General features: G+C 73.9%; 20 protein-coding genes. 8 read left to right on the top strand and 12 right to left on the bottom strand.

From position 1 onward, the window contains the following. Positions 1 to 114 precede the first annotated feature (114 nt). Positions 115 to 1,089: an aldo/keto reductase gene (locus WDZ17_RS00175; protein ID WP_339573099.1), complete on the top strand. Its 975-nt coding sequence runs from the start codon at positions 115 to 117 to the stop codon at positions 1,087 to 1,089. Positions 1,090 to 1,116: 27 nt separating this feature from the next. Here WDZ17_RS00175 and WDZ17_RS00180 read toward each other — a convergent pair whose 3' ends face one another. From WDZ17_RS00180 to WDZ17_RS00210, 7 genes are all read right to left on the bottom strand, one after another. Further along, a complete protein-coding gene (locus WDZ17_RS00180) occupies positions 1,117 to 1,443 on the bottom strand; it encodes a M15 family metallopeptidase (protein ID WP_339573100.1) in 327 nt (108 codons plus the stop codon). Between the two features lie 24 nt (positions 1,444 to 1,467). Then, entirely contained in the window at positions 1,468 to 1,809 is a 342-nt protein-coding gene (locus WDZ17_RS00185; RefSeq protein ID WP_339573101.1) for a hypothetical protein, read from the bottom strand. A 201-nt stretch (positions 1,810 to 2,010) separates the two neighbouring features. Next, entirely contained in the window at positions 2,011 to 3,483 is a 1,473-nt protein-coding gene (locus WDZ17_RS00190; RefSeq protein ID WP_339573102.1) for a sulfatase-like hydrolase/transferase, read from the bottom strand. After that, positions 3,480 to 4,244 (bottom strand): carbohydrate ABC transporter permease, encoded by a 765-nt coding sequence (locus tag WDZ17_RS00195; protein WP_339573103.1) that lies wholly within the window; start codon positions 4,242 to 4,244, stop codon positions 3,480 to 3,482. The genes WDZ17_RS00190 and WDZ17_RS00195 overlap by 4 nt, the downstream gene beginning before the upstream one ends. Positions 4,245 to 4,396: 152 nt before the next feature. Beyond that, positions 4,397 to 5,071, bottom strand: coding sequence for a carbohydrate ABC transporter permease (locus WDZ17_RS00200; RefSeq protein WP_339573104.1), 675 nt, complete (start codon positions 5,069 to 5,071; stop codon positions 4,397 to 4,399). Positions 5,072 to 5,082: 11 nt separating this feature from the next. Further along, a complete protein-coding gene (locus WDZ17_RS00205; RefSeq protein WP_339573105.1) occupies positions 5,083 to 5,250 on the bottom strand; it encodes a hypothetical protein in 168 nt (55 codons plus the stop codon). Between the two features lie 104 nt (positions 5,251 to 5,354). After that, on the bottom strand, positions 5,355 to 6,866 hold the full coding sequence (locus tag WDZ17_RS00210) for an ABC transporter substrate-binding protein (protein WP_339573106.1): 1,512 nt from the start codon (positions 6,864 to 6,866) through the stop codon (positions 5,355 to 5,357). A gap of 169 nt (positions 6,867 to 7,035) precedes the next feature. On the opposite strand from WDZ17_RS00210, the gene WDZ17_RS00215 reads away from it, so the two are divergent. From WDZ17_RS00215 to WDZ17_RS00240, 6 genes are all read left to right on the top strand, one after another. Beyond that, positions 7,036 to 8,301 carry an ROK family transcriptional regulator gene (locus WDZ17_RS00215; protein ID WP_339573107.1) on the top strand — a complete coding sequence of 422 codons (1,266 nt, stop codon included), beginning with the start codon at positions 7,036 to 7,038 and terminating at the stop codon, positions 8,299 to 8,301. Between the two features lie 4 nt (positions 8,302 to 8,305). Continuing rightward, entirely contained in the window at positions 8,306 to 9,871 is a 1,566-nt protein-coding gene (locus tag WDZ17_RS00220; protein WP_339573108.1) for a sulfatase family protein, read from the top strand. Next, positions 9,868 to 11,217 carry an extracellular solute-binding protein gene (locus WDZ17_RS00225; RefSeq protein WP_339573109.1) on the top strand — a complete coding sequence of 450 codons (1,350 nt, stop codon included), beginning with the start codon at positions 9,868 to 9,870 and terminating at the stop codon, positions 11,215 to 11,217. Before WDZ17_RS00220 ends, WDZ17_RS00225 begins: the two co-directional genes overlap by 4 nt. Positions 11,218 to 11,299: 82 nt before the next feature. Beyond that, entirely contained in the window at positions 11,300 to 12,268 is a 969-nt protein-coding gene (locus WDZ17_RS00230; RefSeq protein WP_339573110.1) for a carbohydrate ABC transporter permease, read from the top strand. After that, positions 12,265 to 13,164 carry a carbohydrate ABC transporter permease gene (locus WDZ17_RS00235; RefSeq protein WP_339573111.1) on the top strand — a complete coding sequence of 300 codons (900 nt, stop codon included), beginning with the start codon at positions 12,265 to 12,267 and terminating at the stop codon, positions 13,162 to 13,164. The genes WDZ17_RS00230 and WDZ17_RS00235 overlap by 4 nt, the downstream gene beginning before the upstream one ends. Before the next feature lie 51 nt (positions 13,165 to 13,215). After that, positions 13,216 to 14,838: an alpha-L-arabinofuranosidase family protein gene (locus WDZ17_RS00240; RefSeq protein WP_339573112.1), complete on the top strand. Its 1,623-nt coding sequence runs from the start codon at positions 13,216 to 13,218 to the stop codon at positions 14,836 to 14,838. Positions 14,839 to 14,902: 64 nt separating this feature from the next. On the opposite strand, the gene WDZ17_RS00245 is transcribed toward WDZ17_RS00240, so the two are convergent. After that, on the bottom strand, positions 14,903 to 16,150 hold the full coding sequence (locus WDZ17_RS00245) for a metal-dependent hydrolase family protein (RefSeq protein WP_339573113.1): 1,248 nt from the start codon (positions 16,148 to 16,150) through the stop codon (positions 14,903 to 14,905). A gap of 139 nt (positions 16,151 to 16,289) precedes the next feature. Here WDZ17_RS00245 and WDZ17_RS00250 point away from each other — a divergent pair, with 139 nt between their 5' ends. Then, positions 16,290 to 17,711 carry a sodium:solute symporter family protein gene (locus WDZ17_RS00250; protein WP_339573114.1) on the top strand — a complete coding sequence of 474 codons (1,422 nt, stop codon included), beginning with the start codon at positions 16,290 to 16,292 and terminating at the stop codon, positions 17,709 to 17,711. A 13-nt stretch (positions 17,712 to 17,724) separates the two neighbouring features. On the opposite strand, the gene WDZ17_RS00255 is transcribed toward WDZ17_RS00250, so the two are convergent. The 4 genes from WDZ17_RS00255 to WDZ17_RS00270 all read right to left on the bottom strand — a co-directional run bounded on the left by WDZ17_RS00255 (position 17,725) and on the right by WDZ17_RS00270 (position 19,967). Then, on the bottom strand, positions 17,725 to 18,153 hold the full coding sequence (locus tag WDZ17_RS00255) for a type II toxin-antitoxin system VapC family toxin (protein WP_339573115.1): 429 nt from the start codon (positions 18,151 to 18,153) through the stop codon (positions 17,725 to 17,727). Continuing rightward, a complete protein-coding gene (locus WDZ17_RS00260; RefSeq protein ID WP_339573116.1) occupies positions 18,150 to 18,407 on the bottom strand; it encodes a type II toxin-antitoxin system Phd/YefM family antitoxin in 258 nt (85 codons plus the stop codon). Before WDZ17_RS00260 ends, WDZ17_RS00255 begins: the two co-directional genes overlap by 4 nt. A gap of 74 nt (positions 18,408 to 18,481) precedes the next feature. Then, positions 18,482 to 19,474 carry a hypothetical protein gene (locus tag WDZ17_RS00265; RefSeq protein ID WP_339573117.1) on the bottom strand — a complete coding sequence of 331 codons (993 nt, stop codon included), beginning with the start codon at positions 19,472 to 19,474 and terminating at the stop codon, positions 18,482 to 18,484. A 271-nt stretch (positions 19,475 to 19,745) separates the two neighbouring features. Continuing rightward, a complete protein-coding gene (locus WDZ17_RS00270; RefSeq protein ID WP_339573118.1) occupies positions 19,746 to 19,967 on the bottom strand; it encodes a hypothetical protein in 222 nt (73 codons plus the stop codon). Positions 19,968 to 20,013 lie beyond the last annotated feature (46 nt).

Raw genomic sequence — 20,013 nt, forward strand, 5'->3', positions numbered from 1 at the left:
GAGATCCCTTCCGGTGAGCCTGCGGGACCGTTCCGGCCGCAGGGACCCCGCCGCTGCGGCGCGCGTGAAGTGCGGAGACGCGACGGCGGCGGCGGTCCGTGGCAGCCTCGGGGCGTGATCACCCCCGAGGACGCCGCCTGGACCCGCCCCCTCGGGACGACGGGGCTGACCGTCACCGCGATCGGCGTCGGCGCCTCGCCGCTCGGGGGCCTGCCCGCGAGCGACGGGCCCGGGGACGACCGTGCCGGCGGCGTCGAGCTCGTCCGTGCGGTGCTGCGCAGCCCGCTGCGGCTCGTCGACACCGCGAACGGCTACCGGGACAGCGAGCGCCACATCGGGGCGGCGATCACCGCGGAGGGCGGGCTGCCGGACGACGTCCTCGTGCCGACGAAGGTGGACCCGCTCGGCGGCGACTACTCGGGCGACCGGGTGCGGGCGTCGCTGGCCGAGAGCCGCGAGCGCCTGGGCCTGGACCACCTGCCGCTGGTGCACCTGCACGACCCCGAGGGCTGGGACTTCGACGACCTCTCCGCGCCGGGCGGCGCCGTCGACGCGCTCGTCGCGGCACGGGAGAGCGGCGAGGTCGGCCGTATCGGCCTCGCCGGCGGGGACGTGCACCAGGTCCGCCGCTACCTCGACCTCGGCGTCTTCGACGTCCTGCTCGTGCACAACCGCCTGACGCTCGTCGACCGCAGCGCGGAGGAGCTGGTCGAGGCGGCGGTCGGTCGCGGCCTCGCGGTCGTCAACGCGGCCGTCTACGGCGGGGGTGCGCTGGCCCGGCAGGAGCCGCCGGCGGACGGCGGCACCGAGGAGTACGCCTACCGCCCCGCGCACCCGGCGACCGCGCAGGCGATCCGCGACCTGCGGGCGCTCTGCGCGCGGTACGGCACCGACCTGCCGACGGCGGCGCTGCAGCACTCGCTGCGCGACGAACGGGTCGCGACGACCCTCGTCGGGATGACGCGCGTCGAGCGCATCGACCAGGTGCTCGCCGCCGCGGCGGCCGAGGTCCCCGAGGACTTCTGGGCCGAGGCCGCCGAGCTGGTCCCGCCGCGCGAGGCGTGGGTGGACTTCCAGCAGGACCGCTGAGGTCGCTGCTCCGTCGCGGGCAGCCGGTCAGCGACCGTTGTCGCTGAAGTGCTGGTAGTCCTTGAGCGTCTTCCAGTCACCGCCCCACCGCCAGCCCTCGGCGGCGAAGGCGCGGACGACGACGTCGCCGGGCTTGATCATTCCCCGCACGGCCTGGGTGCGGTCGACGTACCGCTTCGCGGTCGCCGGCTGGACCACGGAGCCCTTGATGTAGGGGTTGACCAGCGGGTTGACGTCGATCGCCGCGCCCTCGCCGTGCCGCCCGGGCCGGCAGTTGAAGCCCGAGGTGTTGTTGGCGCGCATGCTCGCCTCGTCGCTGCCGCCGTAGGCGCTGGCGGGGACGACGCGCTCCACGGGGAACCGGGCGGCGTACAGGCGCTAGAAGACCCGCTGCGTCACCCCGACGTATTGCTTGTTCATGACGATCACGCCGTCGTAGGCCCGGCCGTTGCCGCCGACGTACCGGACGGTGATCTGGCGCAGGTCCTTCGGCGCGACGGCGCAACCAGGACGCCAGGACGCGCCGAGCTCCTCGCGCGTGACGGTGCGGACGCTCGTGCGGTAGGCGGGGAGCGCAGCGGCGGCCCGCGCGCTCGCCTGCTGCGCGACGACGCCGGTGCCCGCCGCGGGCGCGGCCGACGCCGGGCCGGCGAGCCCGCCCGCGAGCAGGACCAGGGCGGCAGCCGCGAGGGCGCGGCGTGCTCGGGGGCTGACGGCCATGGTGGTGCCTCCTCGTCGGGCGCGGCGTGCGGCGTCGCATGTGCTGAGGCACGCCTCGGCAGCCACGGCGTCGGCCTTGAGGCCGCTGACTTAGTCAGGCGGCCGGGCCGGGTCTCGTCGTAACCATCGACGCACTGGGCGGCGCCGACCTGACTCCGTCTTTCGATGAGTCGCCGTTCGCGCTCGGTCGCCCGTACGGGCCTACCAGGCGGACAGCCGGGCGCGGCTGCGGTCCTCGGTGGCCACCAGGGTGTCGAGCAGCCGCTCCTGCAGCTCGGTGCGCTGCGGCGCGTGTGCCGGTACGTCCCAGAGGTTCTGCAGCTCGTGCGGGTCGTCCTGCAGGTCGTAGAGCTCGCCGGTCCGCGGGCGCGACGAGGCCGGGTCCCCGTGGTGGACCACCAGCTTCCAGCGTCCTTGCCGGTACATGCTGACGTGGACCGGAGGGTCGTAGCTCTGGCCACTGTCCCGGTAGTGCGAGACAGCCCAGTCCCTCCACGGAGATGTCTCGTCCTCCAGCAGAGGGACGAGCGATTCGCCCTGATGGATCGGCGAGGCCGGCAGGCCAGCGGCCTGCAGCAGGGTCGGTGCGAGGTCGACCCATTGCACCAGCTGCTCGCGACGTCCCGGGACGGCCGTGCCCGGCCATCGCACGAGGAGGGGTACGCGCACTGCGCACTCGTACATGAAGGGGCCCTTGAGCATGAGCTGGTGGTCGCCGAGCATCTCGCCGTGGTCGCTCGTGAAGAGGACCACGGTCTCGTCCGCGAGCCCCTCCTCGTCGAGCGTGGCGAGGATCCGCCCCACCTCGGCGTCCACCTGGGTGACCATGCCGTAGTAGGCGGCGCGCACGTCCTGGATCTCGTCGGCGGTGTACTCCAGGAAGCCCTTGGCCGCCCCGGCGTAGGACCTCTCCGAGGCCTCGCGCTGGATCGGCGGCTTGTCCCGCAGCTCGCCCGGCCGCGTCACGGGGCGCGAGAGCGCCTCCGCGTCGTACGCGTCGCGGTACTCCGAGGGCGCCCCGAAGCCGTGGTGGGGGTCGAAGAAGTTGGCCACGAAGCAGAAGGGCTTGTCCGCGTCGCGAGAGGTCCGCAGGTAGTCGATCGTCTCCTCTGCCACCCAGTGGCTGTAGTGGACCTCGGACGGCAGCGTGTCCCAGGAGTGCTCGCCCTCGCCGCTGCGCACCCGCGCGTAGGTCTCCGGGTCCGTGGCCTGCAGCCAGCGGTGGTAGGCGTTCTCGGACGAGCCCGGGTAGGGGTCGTGGGCCCAGCGGAAGACGCGGAAGCCGTCGTCCAGCCGCGGCTCGGACCGCCCGCCCCAGCACGCCCCGAGGTGGAGCTTGCCGACGAGGCCGCAGTCGTAGCCGGCGTCGGCCAGGGTCTTCGTGAACAGCTCGTGGGTCGGCGCGAGGTCGACGCCGTTCGCGTGCAGCCCGTGGCTCGGCACGTACTGCCCCGTCATGAGGCTGGCGCGGGACGGCGAGCACACCGGGTTCTGCACATAGCAGCTCTCGAAGAGGACGCCCTGCTCGGCGAGGCGGTCGAGGTTCGGCGTGCTGATCTCGTCGTTGCCGTAGGCGCCGAGGGCGTCGAAGCGTTGCTGGTCGGTGCAGAGGACGAGGATGTTGGGCCTGCTGCTGCCCGTCGTGGTCGTGTGGTCGGTGGTCTGCTGGCTCATGACTTGACCGCTCCTGCGATGCCGTCGAAGAAGTAGCGCTGGAGGAAGAGGAAGAGCAGGACGATGGGCAGGAGCGACAAGGTGGCCGCCGCCGCCATGCCCGGCCAGTCCGTCGAGTTCTGGCCCACGAAGGCCTGCATCCCCACGCTGAGGGTGCGCAGCTCGGGCCGGCTGAAGGTGAACACCAGGGGGAGGAAGAAGGCGTTCCACACCGCCAGGAAGGTGAGGACCACGACGGTCGCCGTCACGGGCCCGGCGAGCGGCAGCATGACGCGGAAGAAGGTCGTGAAGAAGCCCGCGCCGTCCACGCGCGCCGCCTCCTCGAGCTCTCGCGGGATGCCTCGGAAGTAGCCCATGTAGAGCAGGACCGCCGCCACGTGCCCGCCGCCCGCGAGCGCCAGGACCATCCCCGACAGCGAGTTGAGCAGCCCGAGCGACTGCGACACCTCGAGCACGGGGATGATCGTGTAGCCCGCGGGCACGAAGAGCGTGACGACGAGGATTCCGAGCACCGCGCGGTGCCCGATGAAGCGGTACCGCGCCAGCACGTAGCCGGCCATCGCGCAGCGGACGACGACGATGGCCACGGTCGCCAGGGTCACGATCGCCGTGTTGAGCAGGTAGGAGCGGAAGTCCGCGTCCACCCAGGCCCGCGCGTAGTTGTCCCAGCGCAGCTCCTCGGGGACCAGCGAGAGCCCCGCGGTGAAGACCTCCAGCTGCTCCTTGAGCGAGGCCGACAGCACCCACGCGAAGGGGTACAACCACCCAGCGGCGACGACCAGAAGTCCAGCGGCCGCGAGCCACGGGCCGAGCCGACGTCGGCGGCGGGCTCGCCCGGCGCGCCGGTCACCGTGGGCTGCTCGACCCTCGACGGATCGTTTGCCCGCGCCCGCGCCACGGAGGTCCGCGGCGCTCACGCCCCGGCCCGCTTCCGTGCGGCGCGGACGCCCAGCAGCTGGACGGCGGCCACGACCAGCAGGAGGACGCCGAGGATGACGGCTGCCGCGGACGCGTAACCGAGCTGCGGCGTCGCGGAGTCGAAGGCCCAGCGGTAGATGTACAGCTCGATGACCTCGGTGGCGAAGAAGGGGCCTCCACCGGTCATGGTGAGCATGAGGTCGAAGATCTGCAGGTTCTGCTCGATGGTCAACAGGGTGATGATGACGAGGAAGGGCAGCAGCAGAGGGAAGAGGATGTAGCGGTACACCTTCCACGACGAGGCGCCGTCGATGCGCGCGGCCTCGACCAGGTCGCGCGGCACCGTCTGGAGCGCGGCGAGCCAGTAGATCATCGTGATGCCGACCCACTTCCAGGTGTGCACGGCCATGACCGTCCAGAGCGCCGTCTCCGCCGAGCCGAGGAAGTCGATCCCGGAGTCCACCAGGCCGCTCTCGGTCAGGGCGAGGTTGACGGGCCCGCTGGCGGGGTCGAAGACCAGCTGCATGACCACGCCGACGATGGCCGTCGTCGTGACGACGGGCAGGAAGAAGGCCGTGCGGAAGAAGCGGCGCAGAGGCAGGCGCGGGCTGTTCAACGCCAAGGCCAGGACGAGGCCGAGCCCGACGCGGAGGGGAACGGTCACAGCCATGAACAGCAGCGTCAGCAGGACCGAGTCCTGAACAGCGGGTCCGCCAGTGCGTCCGCGTAGTTCTGGACACCGATGAATGTCCGCGGCGCGCCGAAGCCGGACCAGGAGGTGAAGGAGTACCACCAGCTCGCGACGACGGGCCACAGCGTGTAGACGCCGTAGAGCGCGGCCGTGGGCACGAGGAATAGGTAGAGCCACCGGTCCCCCCACAGCCGGCGCAGGCCTCGAGGACTCGTCCGCCGCGTCGGCGCGTCCCCCGCTGTGCGAGGCGGTGCCGTGGCCGTCATGACCGGTAGTCCTCGGCGGTGAAGTCCTGGCCTGCGCTCCAGCGGGGGAAGGACCAGTCACCCACGCCGACGTCGCCGCCGACCTCGTCTATCGCAGCCTGGCGGGTAGTGGTCATCTGGTCGCTGAGCTGGCGCAAGGCGCCTCGGACGTCGCCGACCTGCCCGCTGAAGACGCCCTGGACGATGGCGCCGAGGCCTGGCTCCACCGCGCGCATCCGCGCCTCGACCTGGCCGACCAGCGGGTTCTTCGCCTGCGGCGTCGGACCCAGGAAGACCTGCTCCTGGTAGTAGGCGACTGCCTGCTGGTAGGAGGGGTGGGCGTCCGAGCCCTCCACGGTCGAGAGGTCCAGTGGCGGCTGGTCCATCGCGGCCGCCAGGCCGGACTGGTACTCCTCGCCGGCGAAGAGCTGTAGCAGCTCGGACGCCGCGTCGACCTTGTCGGAGAAGGAGGACACCCAGAAGGTGCCTCCTGACGCCGGCCGGGTGAGGACCGGTGCGGCCCCGTCGGGGGTGGGGACCGGGCCGACGGCCAGCTGGTCGAGGACGTCGGGGAAGTCGTTCGCCACGGCGCCTGCGCAGTACGGGCCGTCGAGGAAGAAGACGGAGCCCGCGGCCGCCCACCGGGCCCTCCCGGCGCGGGCGTCCAGGGAGGTGCTCGCGGGGAAGAGCGTGCCGTCCTGCTGGAAGGAGAGAAGGAACTCGATGGCGTCCACGAAGGCGTCGTCGTGGAAGCGGTACTCCCCGGTGGTGAGGTCGACGCCGTCGAGGCTGTTCTCGCGCGAGCCGGGGAAACCGGCCGTCTGCGCCAGCTCGAGGACGAAGGCGCGCATGCGGTCGGGGAAGGCCAGCGGGAGCAGCAGACCCGACGTCCCGCTGCGCTGGGCCCTCCGAGCGGCGGCCCGCAGGTCGTCCCACGACCGCGGGGGGTCGTCCGGGTCCAACCCCGCCTGCTCCGCCTGATCGCGGGTGTACCAGTTCAGCGACTCGTACTGGCGGGCGGAGAAGAGCGGGAAGGTGAGCGTCTGCCCGTCGAAGACGTGCAACCCGTCGACGAGACTGCCGTCGGGGAGCGCGTCCGAGATCGCGCTCGCGTCGACCAGAGGGGAGAACCACCCCTGGTCGCGAAGCGCGACCGGGGGTGCGTTGACCCCGGCGAGGGAGAAGACGTCCGGGAGCTGCCCGCTGCCGAACGCGAGCTGCAGCGCCTGTCCCTGCTCATTGGGGTTGTAGCGCGTGTACTGCACCGACCTCCCGGTCGACTGCTCGAAGCGGGCGAAGGCCTGCGCGTGTAAGTCGCGCAACGGGCCGAACTGGTCCCACCACGTGAGGTCGCCCGCGCCGCCGGTGCCCCCGCCCGGGCCACCGCTGGCGGCCGGACCTCCCCGGGGCCCGCCAGACGCGCCCGACGGCGGCGCGGTGCTGCAGCCCGCGAGCGCGGTGGCGCCGGCGAACGCGCCTGCCCATCGGAGGACGTCCCTGCGGGGAACCTTCTTCTGCGACGTGCCCACGGTCGCCTCCTCGGTCGTCGTCGGTGACGGGCGATCTGGACCCGTGGGTACACGCGGACGGCGCCCACGGGAAGCACGGCAGGCCCTGATGTGACGAGTTCCGTGGTGACCTGGACAGAATGTCGTCCAGACCTTGACGCTTTGCGAGGGAGCCCACTACTCGTGTCCCGTGGCCGACCGTCCGCAACGTCCGCGGGCCTCTCCCCGCACCGTCCACGAGGAGCAGGTCCTCGGGCACCTGCGCCGGTCCGGGCGCGCCAGCAGGGCCGATCTGGGACTCGCTCTGGGCCTCTCGCGCTCCACCGTCTCGGGTATCACGGCCGAGCTCGTGGCACGGGGCAGCGTCGTCCCCCTGCGGCGCTCCCAGGCCGCGGACGGCGACGGTCCGCAGCGCGTGGGCCGCCGCCCCCAGATGCTGGCCCTCAACCCGCGGGCAGGGCTCTTCGCCGGCGTCGACCTCCGGTACACCCGGACGAGCGCGGTCGTGGTCGACGCGGCCCACGACGTCGTGGCGTCGACCTCGCGAGCCTGCCCGTCCGCGACGAGCTGGGACGAGCGGCTGCGGCACGCGGCCGCCCTCGTCGACGAGCTCCTTCGCGCCGGAGGGACGGGCTGTGCGGCCCGGGAGCTGCGCGGCCTCGGGGTCGGCCTCACCGGCACGGCGGTTTCGGTGCCGCGCGTCGTCACGGGTAGTCGGGAGGCGCTCGAGCACCGCTTCGCCGTCCCCGTCCGGCTCGGCAACAACGCACGCCTCGCGGGCCTCGCCGAGGTCGTCTGGGGAGCGGCGCGGGGCACGGACGACGTGCTCTACGTCCGGTTCTCGACCGGCGTCGGCGGGGCGGTGGTGCTCGACGGACGCATGCGGGCAGGGACGACCGACTCGGCCGGCGAGATCGGCCACGTCTGCCTCGACCCGCACGGCCCGCCGTGCCGCTGCGGTGGCCGAGGCTGCCTGGAGTCCTTCACCAGCCTCCCGCGCCTGCTGGCGGCGGCGGGCCAGCCGCACCTGCCCGCCCTGCTCGACGCGTCGGACCGCGGGGACGTCCGCGCCGCCCGCGTCGTGGCGGACGCGGGCGCCCGCATCGGCCTGGCGCTCGCCGGGGCGGTGACCGTCCTCGACGTCCCCCGGGTCGTCATCGGCGGCGAGCTCCTCGAGCTGGGCGAGCACCTGCTCGACCCCGTCCGCAAAGAGCTGGCGCGCCACCTTCGCGCCCCGTCGCTGGCGGCGGTGGAGGTGGGCGCCGTGGCGCTGCTGCTGCACGACCCCGCCATCAGCCTTCTCGCGACGTCGCGTCCCAAGACGCTCGACCGCCCGACGGCTGGTTCCAGCGACCCCCTCTCCCGCGGAGCCCCCTCCACGGAGTCCCCTCGGGAGGAGCCCGGCTTCGCTCTGGGCGCCCGTGAGACCGCCGACACCCGCCGACCAGGGAGCTGACCCCGTGCGCCGCGACGTCCTCCTCTTCCTCACCGACCAGCACCGCAAGGACACGCTCGGCGCCTACGGCGGCCCGGGCGCGCAGACGCCCACCCTCGACGCGCTCGCGGCGCAGGGCACGACCTTCGACCGCTTCTACACGCCGACCGCCATCTGCACGCCGGCGCGGGCGAGCCTGCTGACGGGCGCGGCGCCCTTCCGGCACCAGCTGATCGCCAACCACGAGCGAAGCATCGGATACCCCGTCGACCTCGCCGAGGACCAGTACACCTTCGCCGAGGACCTGCGGGAGGCCGGCTACCACCTCGGCCTCGTCGGCAAGTGGCACACGGGCAGCCGGCGCCGGGCCGCCGACTACGGCTTCGACGGTCCCGACCTCGAGGGCTGGCACAACCCCGTCGACCACCCCGAGTACACGGCCTGGCTGGCCGATCATGGCCTCCCGCCGTACGCCATCACCGACGAGGTCCGCGGGACCTTCCCGAACGGCGCCCCGGGCAACCTGCTGGCGGCGCGGCTGCAGCAGCCGGCCGAGGCGACCTTCGAGCGATTCCTCTCCGAGCGCGCCATCGGCCTGCTGCGGACCTACGCCGCGGACCGCCACGAGAGCGGCCGGCCGTTCTACCTCGCCACCCACTTCTTCGGCCCGCACCTGCCGTACATCCTCCCGGCCGAGTACTACGACCTGCACGACCCCGACGACGTCGTCCTGCCGGCCTCGACGGCGGAGACCTTCGCCGGCAAGCCGCCCGTGCAGGCGGCCTACTCGGCGCACTGGACCTTCGACACGCTCGGCGACGACGTCTCCCGCCAGCTCGTCGCCGCGTACCGCGGCTACGTGACGCTCGTCGACCACGAGATCGGGCGCGTGCTCGACGCCGCCCGCGAGCTCGGCGTCCTCGACGACGCCGTCGTCGCCTTCTCCGCCGACCACGGCGAGTTCACCGGGGCGCACCGCCTGCACGACAAGGGCCCGGCGATGTACGAGGACATCTACTGCATCCCCGGCGTCGTGCGGGTGCCCGGCGCCCCGGAAGGACTGCGCAGCAGCCGGTTCGCCTCGCTGACGGACCTCACGGCGACCGTGCTCGACGTCGCCGGGCTGGACCCCTCCCGGGCCGTCGACGGCCGCTCCCTGCGACCGCTCGTCGAGGGGGAGGACGGCGCACAGCTGGACCCGCCGTGGCGCGAGGACCTCGTCGCGGAGTTCCACGGGCACCACTTCCCGTACCCGCAGCGGATGCTCGTCACCGACCGCTACAAGCTCGTCGTCAACCCCGAGTCGGTCAACGAGCTCTACGACCTCGAGGCGGACCCGGACGAGCTGCAGAACCGGTACCGGCACCCGGAGATGGCCCGCGTCCGCGACGACCTCCTGCGCCGGCTCTACGAGCAGCTGCGGGCGCGCGGCGACAACTTCTTCCACTGGATGACGTCGATGTACCCCGTGGGCGCCAAGGACTTCGACACCTCGCTCAGCGCCTTCGAGGGCGGCACCCAGCACCCGGGGCCGCGGTCGACCACCCCTGCGATCCCCGGGAGTCCCGAGACCGCCGAGGTGAGTGCATGAACCCCCTGGACGTCCCCAGCGCTCTCCGCCGCCCCCCGGGCAGCTTGTCCCGGCGCGGCTTCCTCGGCCTCGCCGGGGCCGCCGCCGGCACGGCCGCTCTGACCTCCTGCGGCGCCTCGATCGACTCCGCCGGCGTCCGCGACCCGGCGCTGGCGACCACGGGCGAGTACGACGGCCCGCCCGTGGACCTCGACTTCTGGAACCCCTTCACGGGCGGCGACGGGCCGACGATGGCCCGCCTGGTGCAGCAGTTCACGGACTCCCACCCGTCGGTCCGGGTGCGCACCACCTCGCTGCTCGCCGACGACATGTACGCCAAGGTCCTGCCGGCGGTGGCGGCCCAGGAGGGCCCGCAGGTCGCGATCATGCACCTGGACCAGCTGCCCACCTACGCCCTGCGCGGCACCATCGTGCCCCTCGACGACGCCGTGGCGGCGGTGGGCCTCACCGCCGACGACTACGTCCCGGGCGCCTTCGCGCAGGCCGTCTACCGCGGGCAGCGCTGGGGGCTGCCGCTCGACGTCTTCAGCATGGGCCAGTACTGGAGCCGGTCGGCGTTCGCCGCCGCCGGTCTCGAGGGTCCCGTCGACGGGACCCGCTTCGCCGAGGACATGGCGGCGCTGCAGGACTCCGGTGTGGAGAGCCCGCTCTGGGTGACGCCGGGAAGCTGGCAGCTCTTCGTCTCCCTCCTGACCCAGTTCGGAGGCTCGCTCTTCGACGCCGACGGTCGGCGCGCGACCTTCGGCTCGGACGCCGGGGTCGAGGCCCTCGCGTGGATGCGGGGCCTCGTGACGGACGGCGTGAGCCCCCAAGGGGCCGTCGACGCGCGAGCCCCCTTCAAGAACGGCTCGGCGGCCCTGCTGGCCGACCTGCCGGCGGCCGTCCCCGACCTGCAGGACACCGCCCCCGACCTCGACTGGGGCCTGGCGCCGCTGATGACGGTCGGGCAGCGGCCCGCCACCTTCGCCAACTCCCACCACTTCGTGCTCACCGACCAGTCGCAGGCGGACGAGCGGACGGCGCACGCGGCCCTGACCTTCGTCACCTGGATGTCGCGCAACGCGACGCTGTGGGCCGAGGCCGGCAACACCCCCGCGGCGGCGACGGCACGGGCCTCCGCGGCGTTCCAGGGGTCGCGGCAGGCAGTGCTGGCCTCTGACGACGTGCTCGACACCTTCTCCTACCTGCCGCTCGTGCCCAGCTCGCGCGACGTCGCCGCCAACAGCTACCAGCGCGCCGTCGCCCAGGTCGTGCTCGGCCAGGCCGAGCCCGCGGCAGCGGCCGACTTCGCCCAGCGCACGGCGCAGGCCCAGCTGGACGACCTCAACCGGCTCTACGGCATCTGAGCCGTCGAGCACCACGCCCTCGAACGACCCACCCTCTCGGGCGGCCGACCGTCGCCCCCCAACGACACCGAAGGAGGCCCCCGTGACGACGACGTCCGTCGGGGCACCGCCCCCGAGCGTCGAGGCGAGCAGCAGGGGCGTCGCCGCGAGCCCCGTCCGCCGCCACGGATCGCGCGCCACCCCGTACCTGTTCCTCCTCCCGTTCTTCGTGGTCTTCACGACCTTCGTGCTCGTGCCGATCGGCGTCGGTGCGTGGGCGAGCCTGCACCGCTGGAGCCTCGGCCTGCCGGGCCGCCCGCTCGTCGGCCTGGAGAACTACGCCCGGCTCTTCGACGGCAGCGAGGTCCTCTCCGTCGAGTTCTGGGGCGGCATGCGGGCCACGGCGATCTTCACCGTGGCGTCCGTGCCGCTGCTCGTCGTCGTCCCGTTCGCCGTGGCGATGCTGCTCAACCAGAAGTTCCGCGGCCGGACCTTCTTCCGCGCCGTCTACTTCGCGCCCTACGTGCTCGGCGTCGCCGTCGTCGGACTGCTGTGGCGCTACCTCCTCGACGCCCAGCTGGGCCCCGTCAACCAGCTCCTCGCCGCGGTCGGTCTGCCCGGCGACACGCTGTGGACGTCGTCGTTGCCGGCCGGCTGGGTCTCGCTCGTCGGGGTCACCGTCTGGTGGACGCTCGGCTTCAACGCGGTGATCTTCCTCGCCGCGCTGCAGGACGTGCCGACCGAGCTGCACGAGGCGGCGAAGGTCGACGGCGCCGGTGCGTGGCGGCGCTTCGGCGCGGTGACGCTCCCGTCCATGCGCCGGGTGCTGCAGTTCGTCGTCACGATCACCATCATCGCCTCGGCCAACATGTACGGGCAGGCGGCGCTCGTGACCCAGGAGCAGCCGGGGACGGCGACGCGGACGGCCATCGGCTTCATCGCCCAGACCGGCATCCAGGGCTTCGACATCGGCAGCGCGTCCGCGATGAGCATGGTGCTCGCGCTGCTGCTCATGGTGGTCAGCGCCGTCGTGCTGGCCGTCTTCAGCCGCGTCGGCGGGAGCGAGCGATGACCACGACCACTTCCACCCCCACCCCCGGCGGCCCGGTCGGCGCCCGCCGGGCCGACGCGCCCGCCGCTCGCCGTCGCCGGGTGCGTCCCGACCGCGTGCTGCTGTGGACGGCGCTCCTCGTGCTGTCGCTCGTGTTCGCCCTGCCGCTGCTCGTCATGGTCTCCACGTCGTTCAAGTCGGCCGCCGAGGCGAACAGCCTGGACTTCACGGCGCTCCCGCTGGAGCCGACCCTGGACGCCTACCGCGCGGTGCTCACCGACGTGCCCGTCCTGCGCTGGTTCGTCAACAGCACGCTCGTCGCGCTGATGCACAGCGCACTCGTCGTCGTGCTCGCCACCACGGCGGCGTACGCCTTCGCGCGCATGGAGTTCCGCGGCAAGCGCCCGCTGTTCGCGCTCGTCCTCGCCACGATGTTCGTGCCCGCCGTCATCCTGCTCATCCCCAACTTCCTCGTCGTCAACGAGCTGGGGTGGCTCAACAGCTACGCCTCGCTCGTCGTCCCCGGCGCGGCGGGAGGCTTCGGCGTCTTCTTCCTGCGCCAGTTCTTCCTCGGCATCCACCCCTCGATCGAGGAGCAGGCGCGGATCGACGGCTGCGGCTCGTGGCAGGTCTTCGTGCGCATCGTGCTGCCGCTCGCCGGGCCGGCCGTCGCCACGCTCGCCGTCCTGTCCTTCCTCACCAGCTGGAACGACTTCCTCTGGCCCGTCTTCGTGCTCTTCACCTCGGACATGCAGACGCTCCCGGCCGGCCTGGCCCAGCTCCAGAGCGACAACGTCCTGCGCTACGACCTGCTCATGGCGGGCGCCGTCGTCGCCTCGGTGCCCGTGCTGGCGCTGTACGTGGTCGCCCAGCGCTTCATCATCGAGGGAGTGGCGCAGGGCGGTGTCAAGGGCTGAGCCGCCCCTCCCCGTGACCGACCACCCCACCCTGCGACCCCCGGAGGACCCGTGCCCGAGCACGCCCTGATCCGTCTCGCCCGCACGCCCGACGCCCGGCCCGTCAGCGACGACGTGTACGGCCACTTCCTCGAGCAGGCGTTCTTCGGCAACATCGAGGGCGGGGTCTTCGACGAGGGCTCGCCGCTGGCCGTCGGCGGCGACGGCCCCCTCGCCGGCTGCCGCGCGGACGTCATCGAGGCGTGCCGAGAGCTGCGCCTGCCCGTCGTGCGCTGGCCCGGCGGCAACTACACCTCGGCCGCGTGGTGGCAGGACGGCACCGGCCCCCGCGACGAGCGGCCGCGGCGCCTGGAGCTCGCGTGGGGCTCAGAGGAGTCCAACCGCTTCGGGACGCCGGAGTTCCTCGCCTGGTGCGAGGCCGTCGGGACGACGCCCTACCTGGCCCACTCCGCGCGCAGCGTCGACGACGCCGTCCGCTGGGTCGAGTACGTCCGCTGGGCCGGGGACACGGCCATGACGCGTCGCCGGGCGGCGGACGGCCACCCCGCGCCGTACGACGTCCCGTGGTGGGGCGTCGGCAACGAGGTGTACGGCGACTGGCAGATGGGCCACCGGTCCGTCGAGGAGTACGTCGCCGACGCCCTCGAGCACGTCCGCTTCATGCGTGCGGTGGACCCGGCGGCCAAGTTCGTCGCCGTCGGGCACGAGGACCGCGAGTGGACGCGCCAGGTGGTCGAGGGTCTCGGCGGCGACGTCGACCTCGTCTCGCTGCACCTGTACGGCGCGAGCACGCACCTGACCGGGGCCACGCGCGAGGAGTTCGACGCCGTCGTCGCGCAGCCGCAGTTCGTCGAGGACGCGATCTGGGACCAGTCGGAGACGATCCGCCGGGCACAGGCCGGGCGCGAGCGGCCCCTCGGGATCGCCATGGACGAGTGGAACATCCGCCACCTCGAGCCCGCGGGCTGGCCGGAGCCGCAGCCGGGCGACGACGGCGGCGTCGCCCCCCGGGACATCTCGGCAACTGGCCGCAGGGGGTGGAAGGTCAACCGCTACAGCCCGCGGACCCTCGCGGACGCGCTCTTCCACGCCGGCGTCTTCCACGCGGTTCACCGCGCCTCGCAGCTGCCCGTGCCTGTCGCGATGGCCAACACCGTGAACCTCGTCAACGCCAACGGGCTGATCGCCGTCCGGCCGGAGGGCCTGGTGCGCACCGCGACCTACTGGGTGTGGGACCTGTACCAGAACCGCGCCGGCCGCCACCCGCTGCGCGCCGAGGTCTCCGGGCCGTCGCGGACCGCCCGGTTGCGCCTCGGCGACGACCGGGTCGGCGGCGTTTTCCGGACCCGCCCGGCGACGGTGGGGACGCTGGACGTCTCGGCGACGACCGACGCCGACGGCCGGGTGCTGCACCTGGCTGTCGTCAACCGCAGCGCCGACGAGCACGTCACCGCGCGGCTCGAGCTCCAGGGCGGCGGCCTGCCCGCGACCGCCGTGGCGCACGTCCTCGGGGCCGGCGGCGACGACCTGTTCGCCGTCAACACCCTCGACCGGCCCGACGCCGTGCGCACCGCGGACCCGGTCGAGGTGCCGCTGCGGGACGGGACCCACACCTTCCCCGCGCACTCGGTGACGCTGCTCGACGTCGACCTGGGGGGTGGGCTGCGCGGGTGAGGGCCTGAGCCACGCACCGGACCCGCTCGGCCGGGCTGCTGCGCCCGGGCTCACACGGACGGGCTCATACGGCCCGGTGCACCACCCGCCCGCCCTGGACCACGGTGCGGAGGCTCTCGCCCGGCCGCGCGAGCACGGTGACGTCGGCGAGCGGGTCGCCGTCGACCACGAGCAGGTCGCCGAGCGCGCCGGGGGCGAGGACGCCGATCTCGCCCTCGCGCTGCAGCAGCCGGGCGGCCGTCGTCGTCGCGGAGGCGAGCACCTGCGCCGCGCTCTGCACCTGCGCGCGGATGGCGATCTCCTCGCTCTGGTGCACGTGCATGCCGCCGAGCAGGTCCGTGCCGAGGACGACGTCGACGCCGGCGCGGGTCGCGCGGTCCAGCGCGTCGAGCCCGGCCTCGAGGACGGTGGCGACCTTGGCGACGCTCCCCGGCGGCAGGCCGTGCGCGGCGCCCTCGCTCGCGAGGTGCTGGTAGGTCACGAGCGTCGGGACGAGGAAGGCCCCGTGCTCGAGGAAGAGGTCGAGGCACTCGTCGTCGACCAGGTTGCCGTGCTCGATGCCCCGCACGCCGAGGCGCAGCGCCCGCTTCACCGAGCGGGCCGTGTAGGCGTGCCCGGTGACGTACCGGTTCTGCGCGGTCGCCTCCTCGACGACGGCGCGGATCTCGTCGTCGCTGCTCTGCGTCGAGTCGATCCGGTCCGTCGGTGACGCGACGCCCCCGGAGAGCATGAGCTTGATGTGGTGCGCTCCCGTCCGCAGCTGCTCGCGCGCAGCCAGGCGGAACGCGTCGGCGCCGTCGACGACGCGGGCCAGGCCCGAGCTGCACGAGGTGTCCAGCGCCGCCGAGCGGCCGGGCGCACGCCCGTCGCCGTGGCCGCCGGTCTGGCTCAGCGCCTTCCCGCCGAAGAACAGGCGCGGGCCGGGCAGCAGCCCCTCCGCGACGGCGGCGGCCAGGCCGTGGTCGGCGCCGCCGACGTCCCGCACGCTCGTGAAGCCGCGCTGCAGCATCCCCGCCATGATCCGGCCCGCGTGGGCCGTGACGTAGGCCGGCGACCACTCCGCCTGGGAGGACAGGTCCGCCGTCGCCGCCGTCACGTGCACGTGCGCGTCGACGAGGCCCGGCATGACCGTGCGTCCGCCCGCGTCGAGCTCCTCCGCCCCCGGCGGCGCGACGACCTCGTCGCCGCCGACGGCGGTGACGCGCCCGTCCTCGACCAGGACGCGCGTCGCGCCGGTGTAGGCGCCGGCGCCGGTGTCGAGCACGCGTCCGCCGGTGACGAGCAGGGTGGGGGTGCGGGTGTCGTCGGCCACGGCTGGGCGTCCTCTCCTCGTGCGTGCCGCCACCTCACGGCTCGCGCCGCCCCGGCGGCGGCCGGGCGGTGCCAGCATGGCGCGTCCCCGGCGCCGCGCACCTGCCCGCCGCCGACCCCGCCACCCGCCCGGAGGTCCCGTGAACGCCGTCCACGTCACCGTGCTCGTGGTCTACCTCGTCGTCATGGTCGGCATCGGCGCGTGGTTCAGCCGCCGCAGCCAGGTCGCGGGGTCGGACGACTACATGTTCGCGGGGCGCCGGCTGCCGCGGCCCGTCCTCGTCGGCACGCTGCTGGCCACGTGGGTCGGCTCGGGCACGATCATCGGCGGCGCCAACTTCGCCTACACCTACGGGCCGTTCGCCTCGATCTTCTTCTTCGCGGGGACGCCGGTGGGGATCCTCGTGCTCTTCCTCATCGCCGGGAAGATCCGGGAGGCGGCGAAGCGCACGGTGCCGGAGCTGCTCGAGGCCCGCTTCGGGACGTCGACGCGGATGGTCGCCGCCGCGATCACGCTGCTCGCGTACGTCGGGATCGTCGCGTACCAGTTCACCGGCGGCGGGTACATCCTCAGTCTCATCACGCCGCTCAGCACGGGGCAGGGCACGATCATCACCGGGCTGCTCATCGCCTTCCTCGCCGTCGGCGGCGGGCTGCTGTCGGTGGCGTGGACGGACGCGCTGTCGGCCCTCGTCATCGTCGTGACGCTCGTCGTCGCGCTGGGCTACGTCTTCGTCCAGGACGTCGGCGGCCTCGGCAGCTACGCCGACCAGCTCGCCGCGCCGATGCTCACGCTCACCGGCGGGCTCTCCCCGCTGCAGCTGCTGGGCTACTTCCTGCCGCTGTTCCTGCTGATCCTCGCCGACCAGAACATGTACCAGCGGCTCGCCGCGGCGCGGGACGCCGGCACGGCGCGGAGCTCGACGGCCGGCTTCTTCTTCGGGAGCTTCCTCGTGACGGTGCCCGTGACGCTGCTCGCGTCGGCGTCGTCCTTCCTGCTGCCGGGCATCGAGCCGGACACCGCGGTGCTCTCGCTCGCCGCGGAGGGCTACACGCCGGCGCTCGTCGGCGGCCTCATCCTCGCCGGTGCCTTCGCCTTCATCGTGACGACGGGCTCGTCGTTCCTGCTCTCCAGCGCGGGCAACGTCGTCTACGACCTCTACGCGCGCTTCGCCCGCACCGAGCCGTCCGACCGTCGACGCCTCGGCGTCCACCGCCTGTCGGTGCTCGGGATCGCGGTGCTCGCGTACGTCCTCGGGCAGTTCTTCCCCTCGGTCCTGGCCCTGCAGGTGTACGCGTACACCGTGTACGGCGTCGCGATCGCGCCGGCCGTGTTCGCGGTGCTCTTCTGGCCGCGGGCGACGACGGCGGGGGCGCTGTCGTCCATGGTCCTCGCGACCGTGACGACGGTCGGGTGGGAGACCGCCGGGCTCTCGGACCAGGTCAACGCCGTCATCGTCTCGCTGCCCGTGTCCGTCGTCGCGCTCGTCGTCGTGAGCCTGCTGACCGGGAGGACGACGCAGGAGCCCGACCGACGAGGCCAGACGTCCGGCGCCGGCTGACTCCTCGGTCGCCTCAGACCCTCACGACCGCCGGGCCTCCCGCCCCGGCGATGGCGTCGAAGTCGTCGTCCTGGGTGACGACGTCCATGTCGTTCGCCGCGGCCACGGCGGCGATCCACAGGTCGTTCACCTTCGCCCGCCGGCCCTGCTCGGCCAGGACGACGCGCAGCTGCGCCCAGCGACGGGCGGCCTCCGCCGTCACCGGCAACGGCTCGACGAGGGAGGCGACGTCCAGCGTCGACATCCGGCGGGCGCGGGTCGCCGTGTCCCGCGCGGCGAGGACGCCGGCGTGCAGCTCGGCCACGGTGATGACGCTCACCGCCGTCTCCTCCGGGAGCGCCGACGTGTCGAGCGGACGGCCGCTCTCCCGGGCGACGAAGACGCTCGTGTCGAGGACGGCGCGCCGGCTGACCGGTCCGCTCGACGCCGCGTGACCGCTCACCGCGCGTCCAGGTCGTCGGTGGTCTCCCCGGCCAGGCGCGACAGGTCCTCGGTGAGACCGGCGTCCGCCTGCCGGGAGCCGAGGAGGTCCACGACGTCGGCCCGGGAGAAGAGCTGCGCGCGCCCGGTGCGGACCGGGCTGATCTCGGCGACGGGGCGCCCGTTGACCGTGACGGTGACCGAGGTGCCGCCGGCGACCTGGCGCAGCACCTCGGCCGTGTGGTTGCGCAGGTCGCGGGAGGCGACGGTGGTCATGTGCGCGAGCGTAGCCGTCCTGCCACACCGCGACGTGGGGTGAGCGACCGACGCCGTCGCCGGGGGCGTGGCGGTCACCGTCGCGGTGCCTCCCAGGTGGCCACGTCGGTCCAGGACGGCGACGTCACGACGACGACGCCGTCCTCCGCCTCGTCGTGCGGCATCGGGACGGCGACGACGACGAGCGCGCGCCGTCGTCCCTCGGGGCCCGACTCGAGGTAGGTGGCGACGTCGTAGGAGCTCGACCGCTCGGGGTACCAGCTCGAGTAGCTCCTCCCCGCGGCCGAGACGACGGCGACGTCGCCGTCGTCGACGACCGGCACCCAGCCGCCGCCGTCGTAGGGGGCCTCGAGCTCCACGAGGACGAGGTCGGGGAGGTCCTCGACGTCCTCGCGCAGCCAGTCCATGCCCTCGAGCCGCGCCGCGACGTCGGCGGGATCCGTCCGCACCGCCACGACCGCGACGTCATCGCCCTCCAGCACGGCGGTGGCGCCGAGGGGTCGGGCGCTCGCACGGAAGGCGGCGAGCAGGTCGGCAGGCAGCCTCTCGGCGGGCTCCTGCTCCTGCGTCGTGGTGGCGACGGCCTCCCCGAGCTCCGGCGGGCCGAGCGGCAGCACGACCGACGCGGTCGCGACGGCCCCCGCCACGGCCGCGCTGACGACGCCGCCGGCGCCGAGGAGCACGACGTCGGCGGCGCGGGCGCGCGACCGGACGAGGGCGACGACGCCCGCCGCGACGGCGGAGGTGCCGAGCACGGCGACCAGGGCGAGCGGCAGGAGGTGGTGCAGCAGGAGGCTCGCGAGCGCCGCGGCCGCGACCGCGGCGAGCCCCGACCCGAACGACGCGACGGCCGGCACCCGGCCGCGGTGGCACCGACCGCGGGACGGCGCCGCACGGTGCCCCTGCCCCTGCCCCTGCCCCTGCCCCTGCCCCTGCCCCTGCCCCTGCCCCTGCCCCTGCCCCTGCCCCTGCCCCTGCCCGGGGACCGGGACGACCTGCGGCGTCGTGGCGGCCGGCGGGGAGGTCGGACGGGCGGTCGGCGGCGCGAAGGCGTCGAGGTGGTCCACGCGGTCCTCCAGGGGCGGGGCGCACCGTCCGGACGGGCGGCGACCCGGCGACGCTAGGAGCGGACGCCCCGGCGCCGCTGCGCTCGTCCACAGGCCCGGGGGCAGCCCACGTGCTGCAGCGCGCACGGCCCGGGCTCCTCCGCGCCTCACGACCGCGGCCCACGCGTCGGGTCCTCCAGCGGCGCGAACCCGCCGGCGACCTCGGGCTGCCGGGCGGAGGCCGGTGACGGCCCACGGTGCGAGGCCGTGCTCGCAGTCGGCTGCCCGGGTCTCACCGCCGGTCGTCGAGGAGGAAGGCGCCGAGCTCGCGCAGGACGCCGAGGTCCGCCGCCTCGACGGCGGCGTACCAGCCGTGCGCTGCTCGCTCGTCCCCCGCCGCTCGGCAGGGGTGTTCCGCGCCGCGCCGGGGGACGGGCCGCCGACCAGGGCGGGGGAGCAGGGAGGCCGTGGCTCCGGCGGACCGCGTGCGGCGGCGCGTGGCCGCGGGGTCCATGACGAGCTCCGTCGCGTCGAGAGCGGGCGGCGGACGGCAGGGGTCG

Source organism: Pseudokineococcus basanitobsidens (assembly GCF_037482545.1).
GTDB lineage: Bacteria > Actinomycetota > Actinomycetes > Actinomycetales > Quadrisphaeraceae > Pseudokineococcus > Pseudokineococcus basanitobsidens.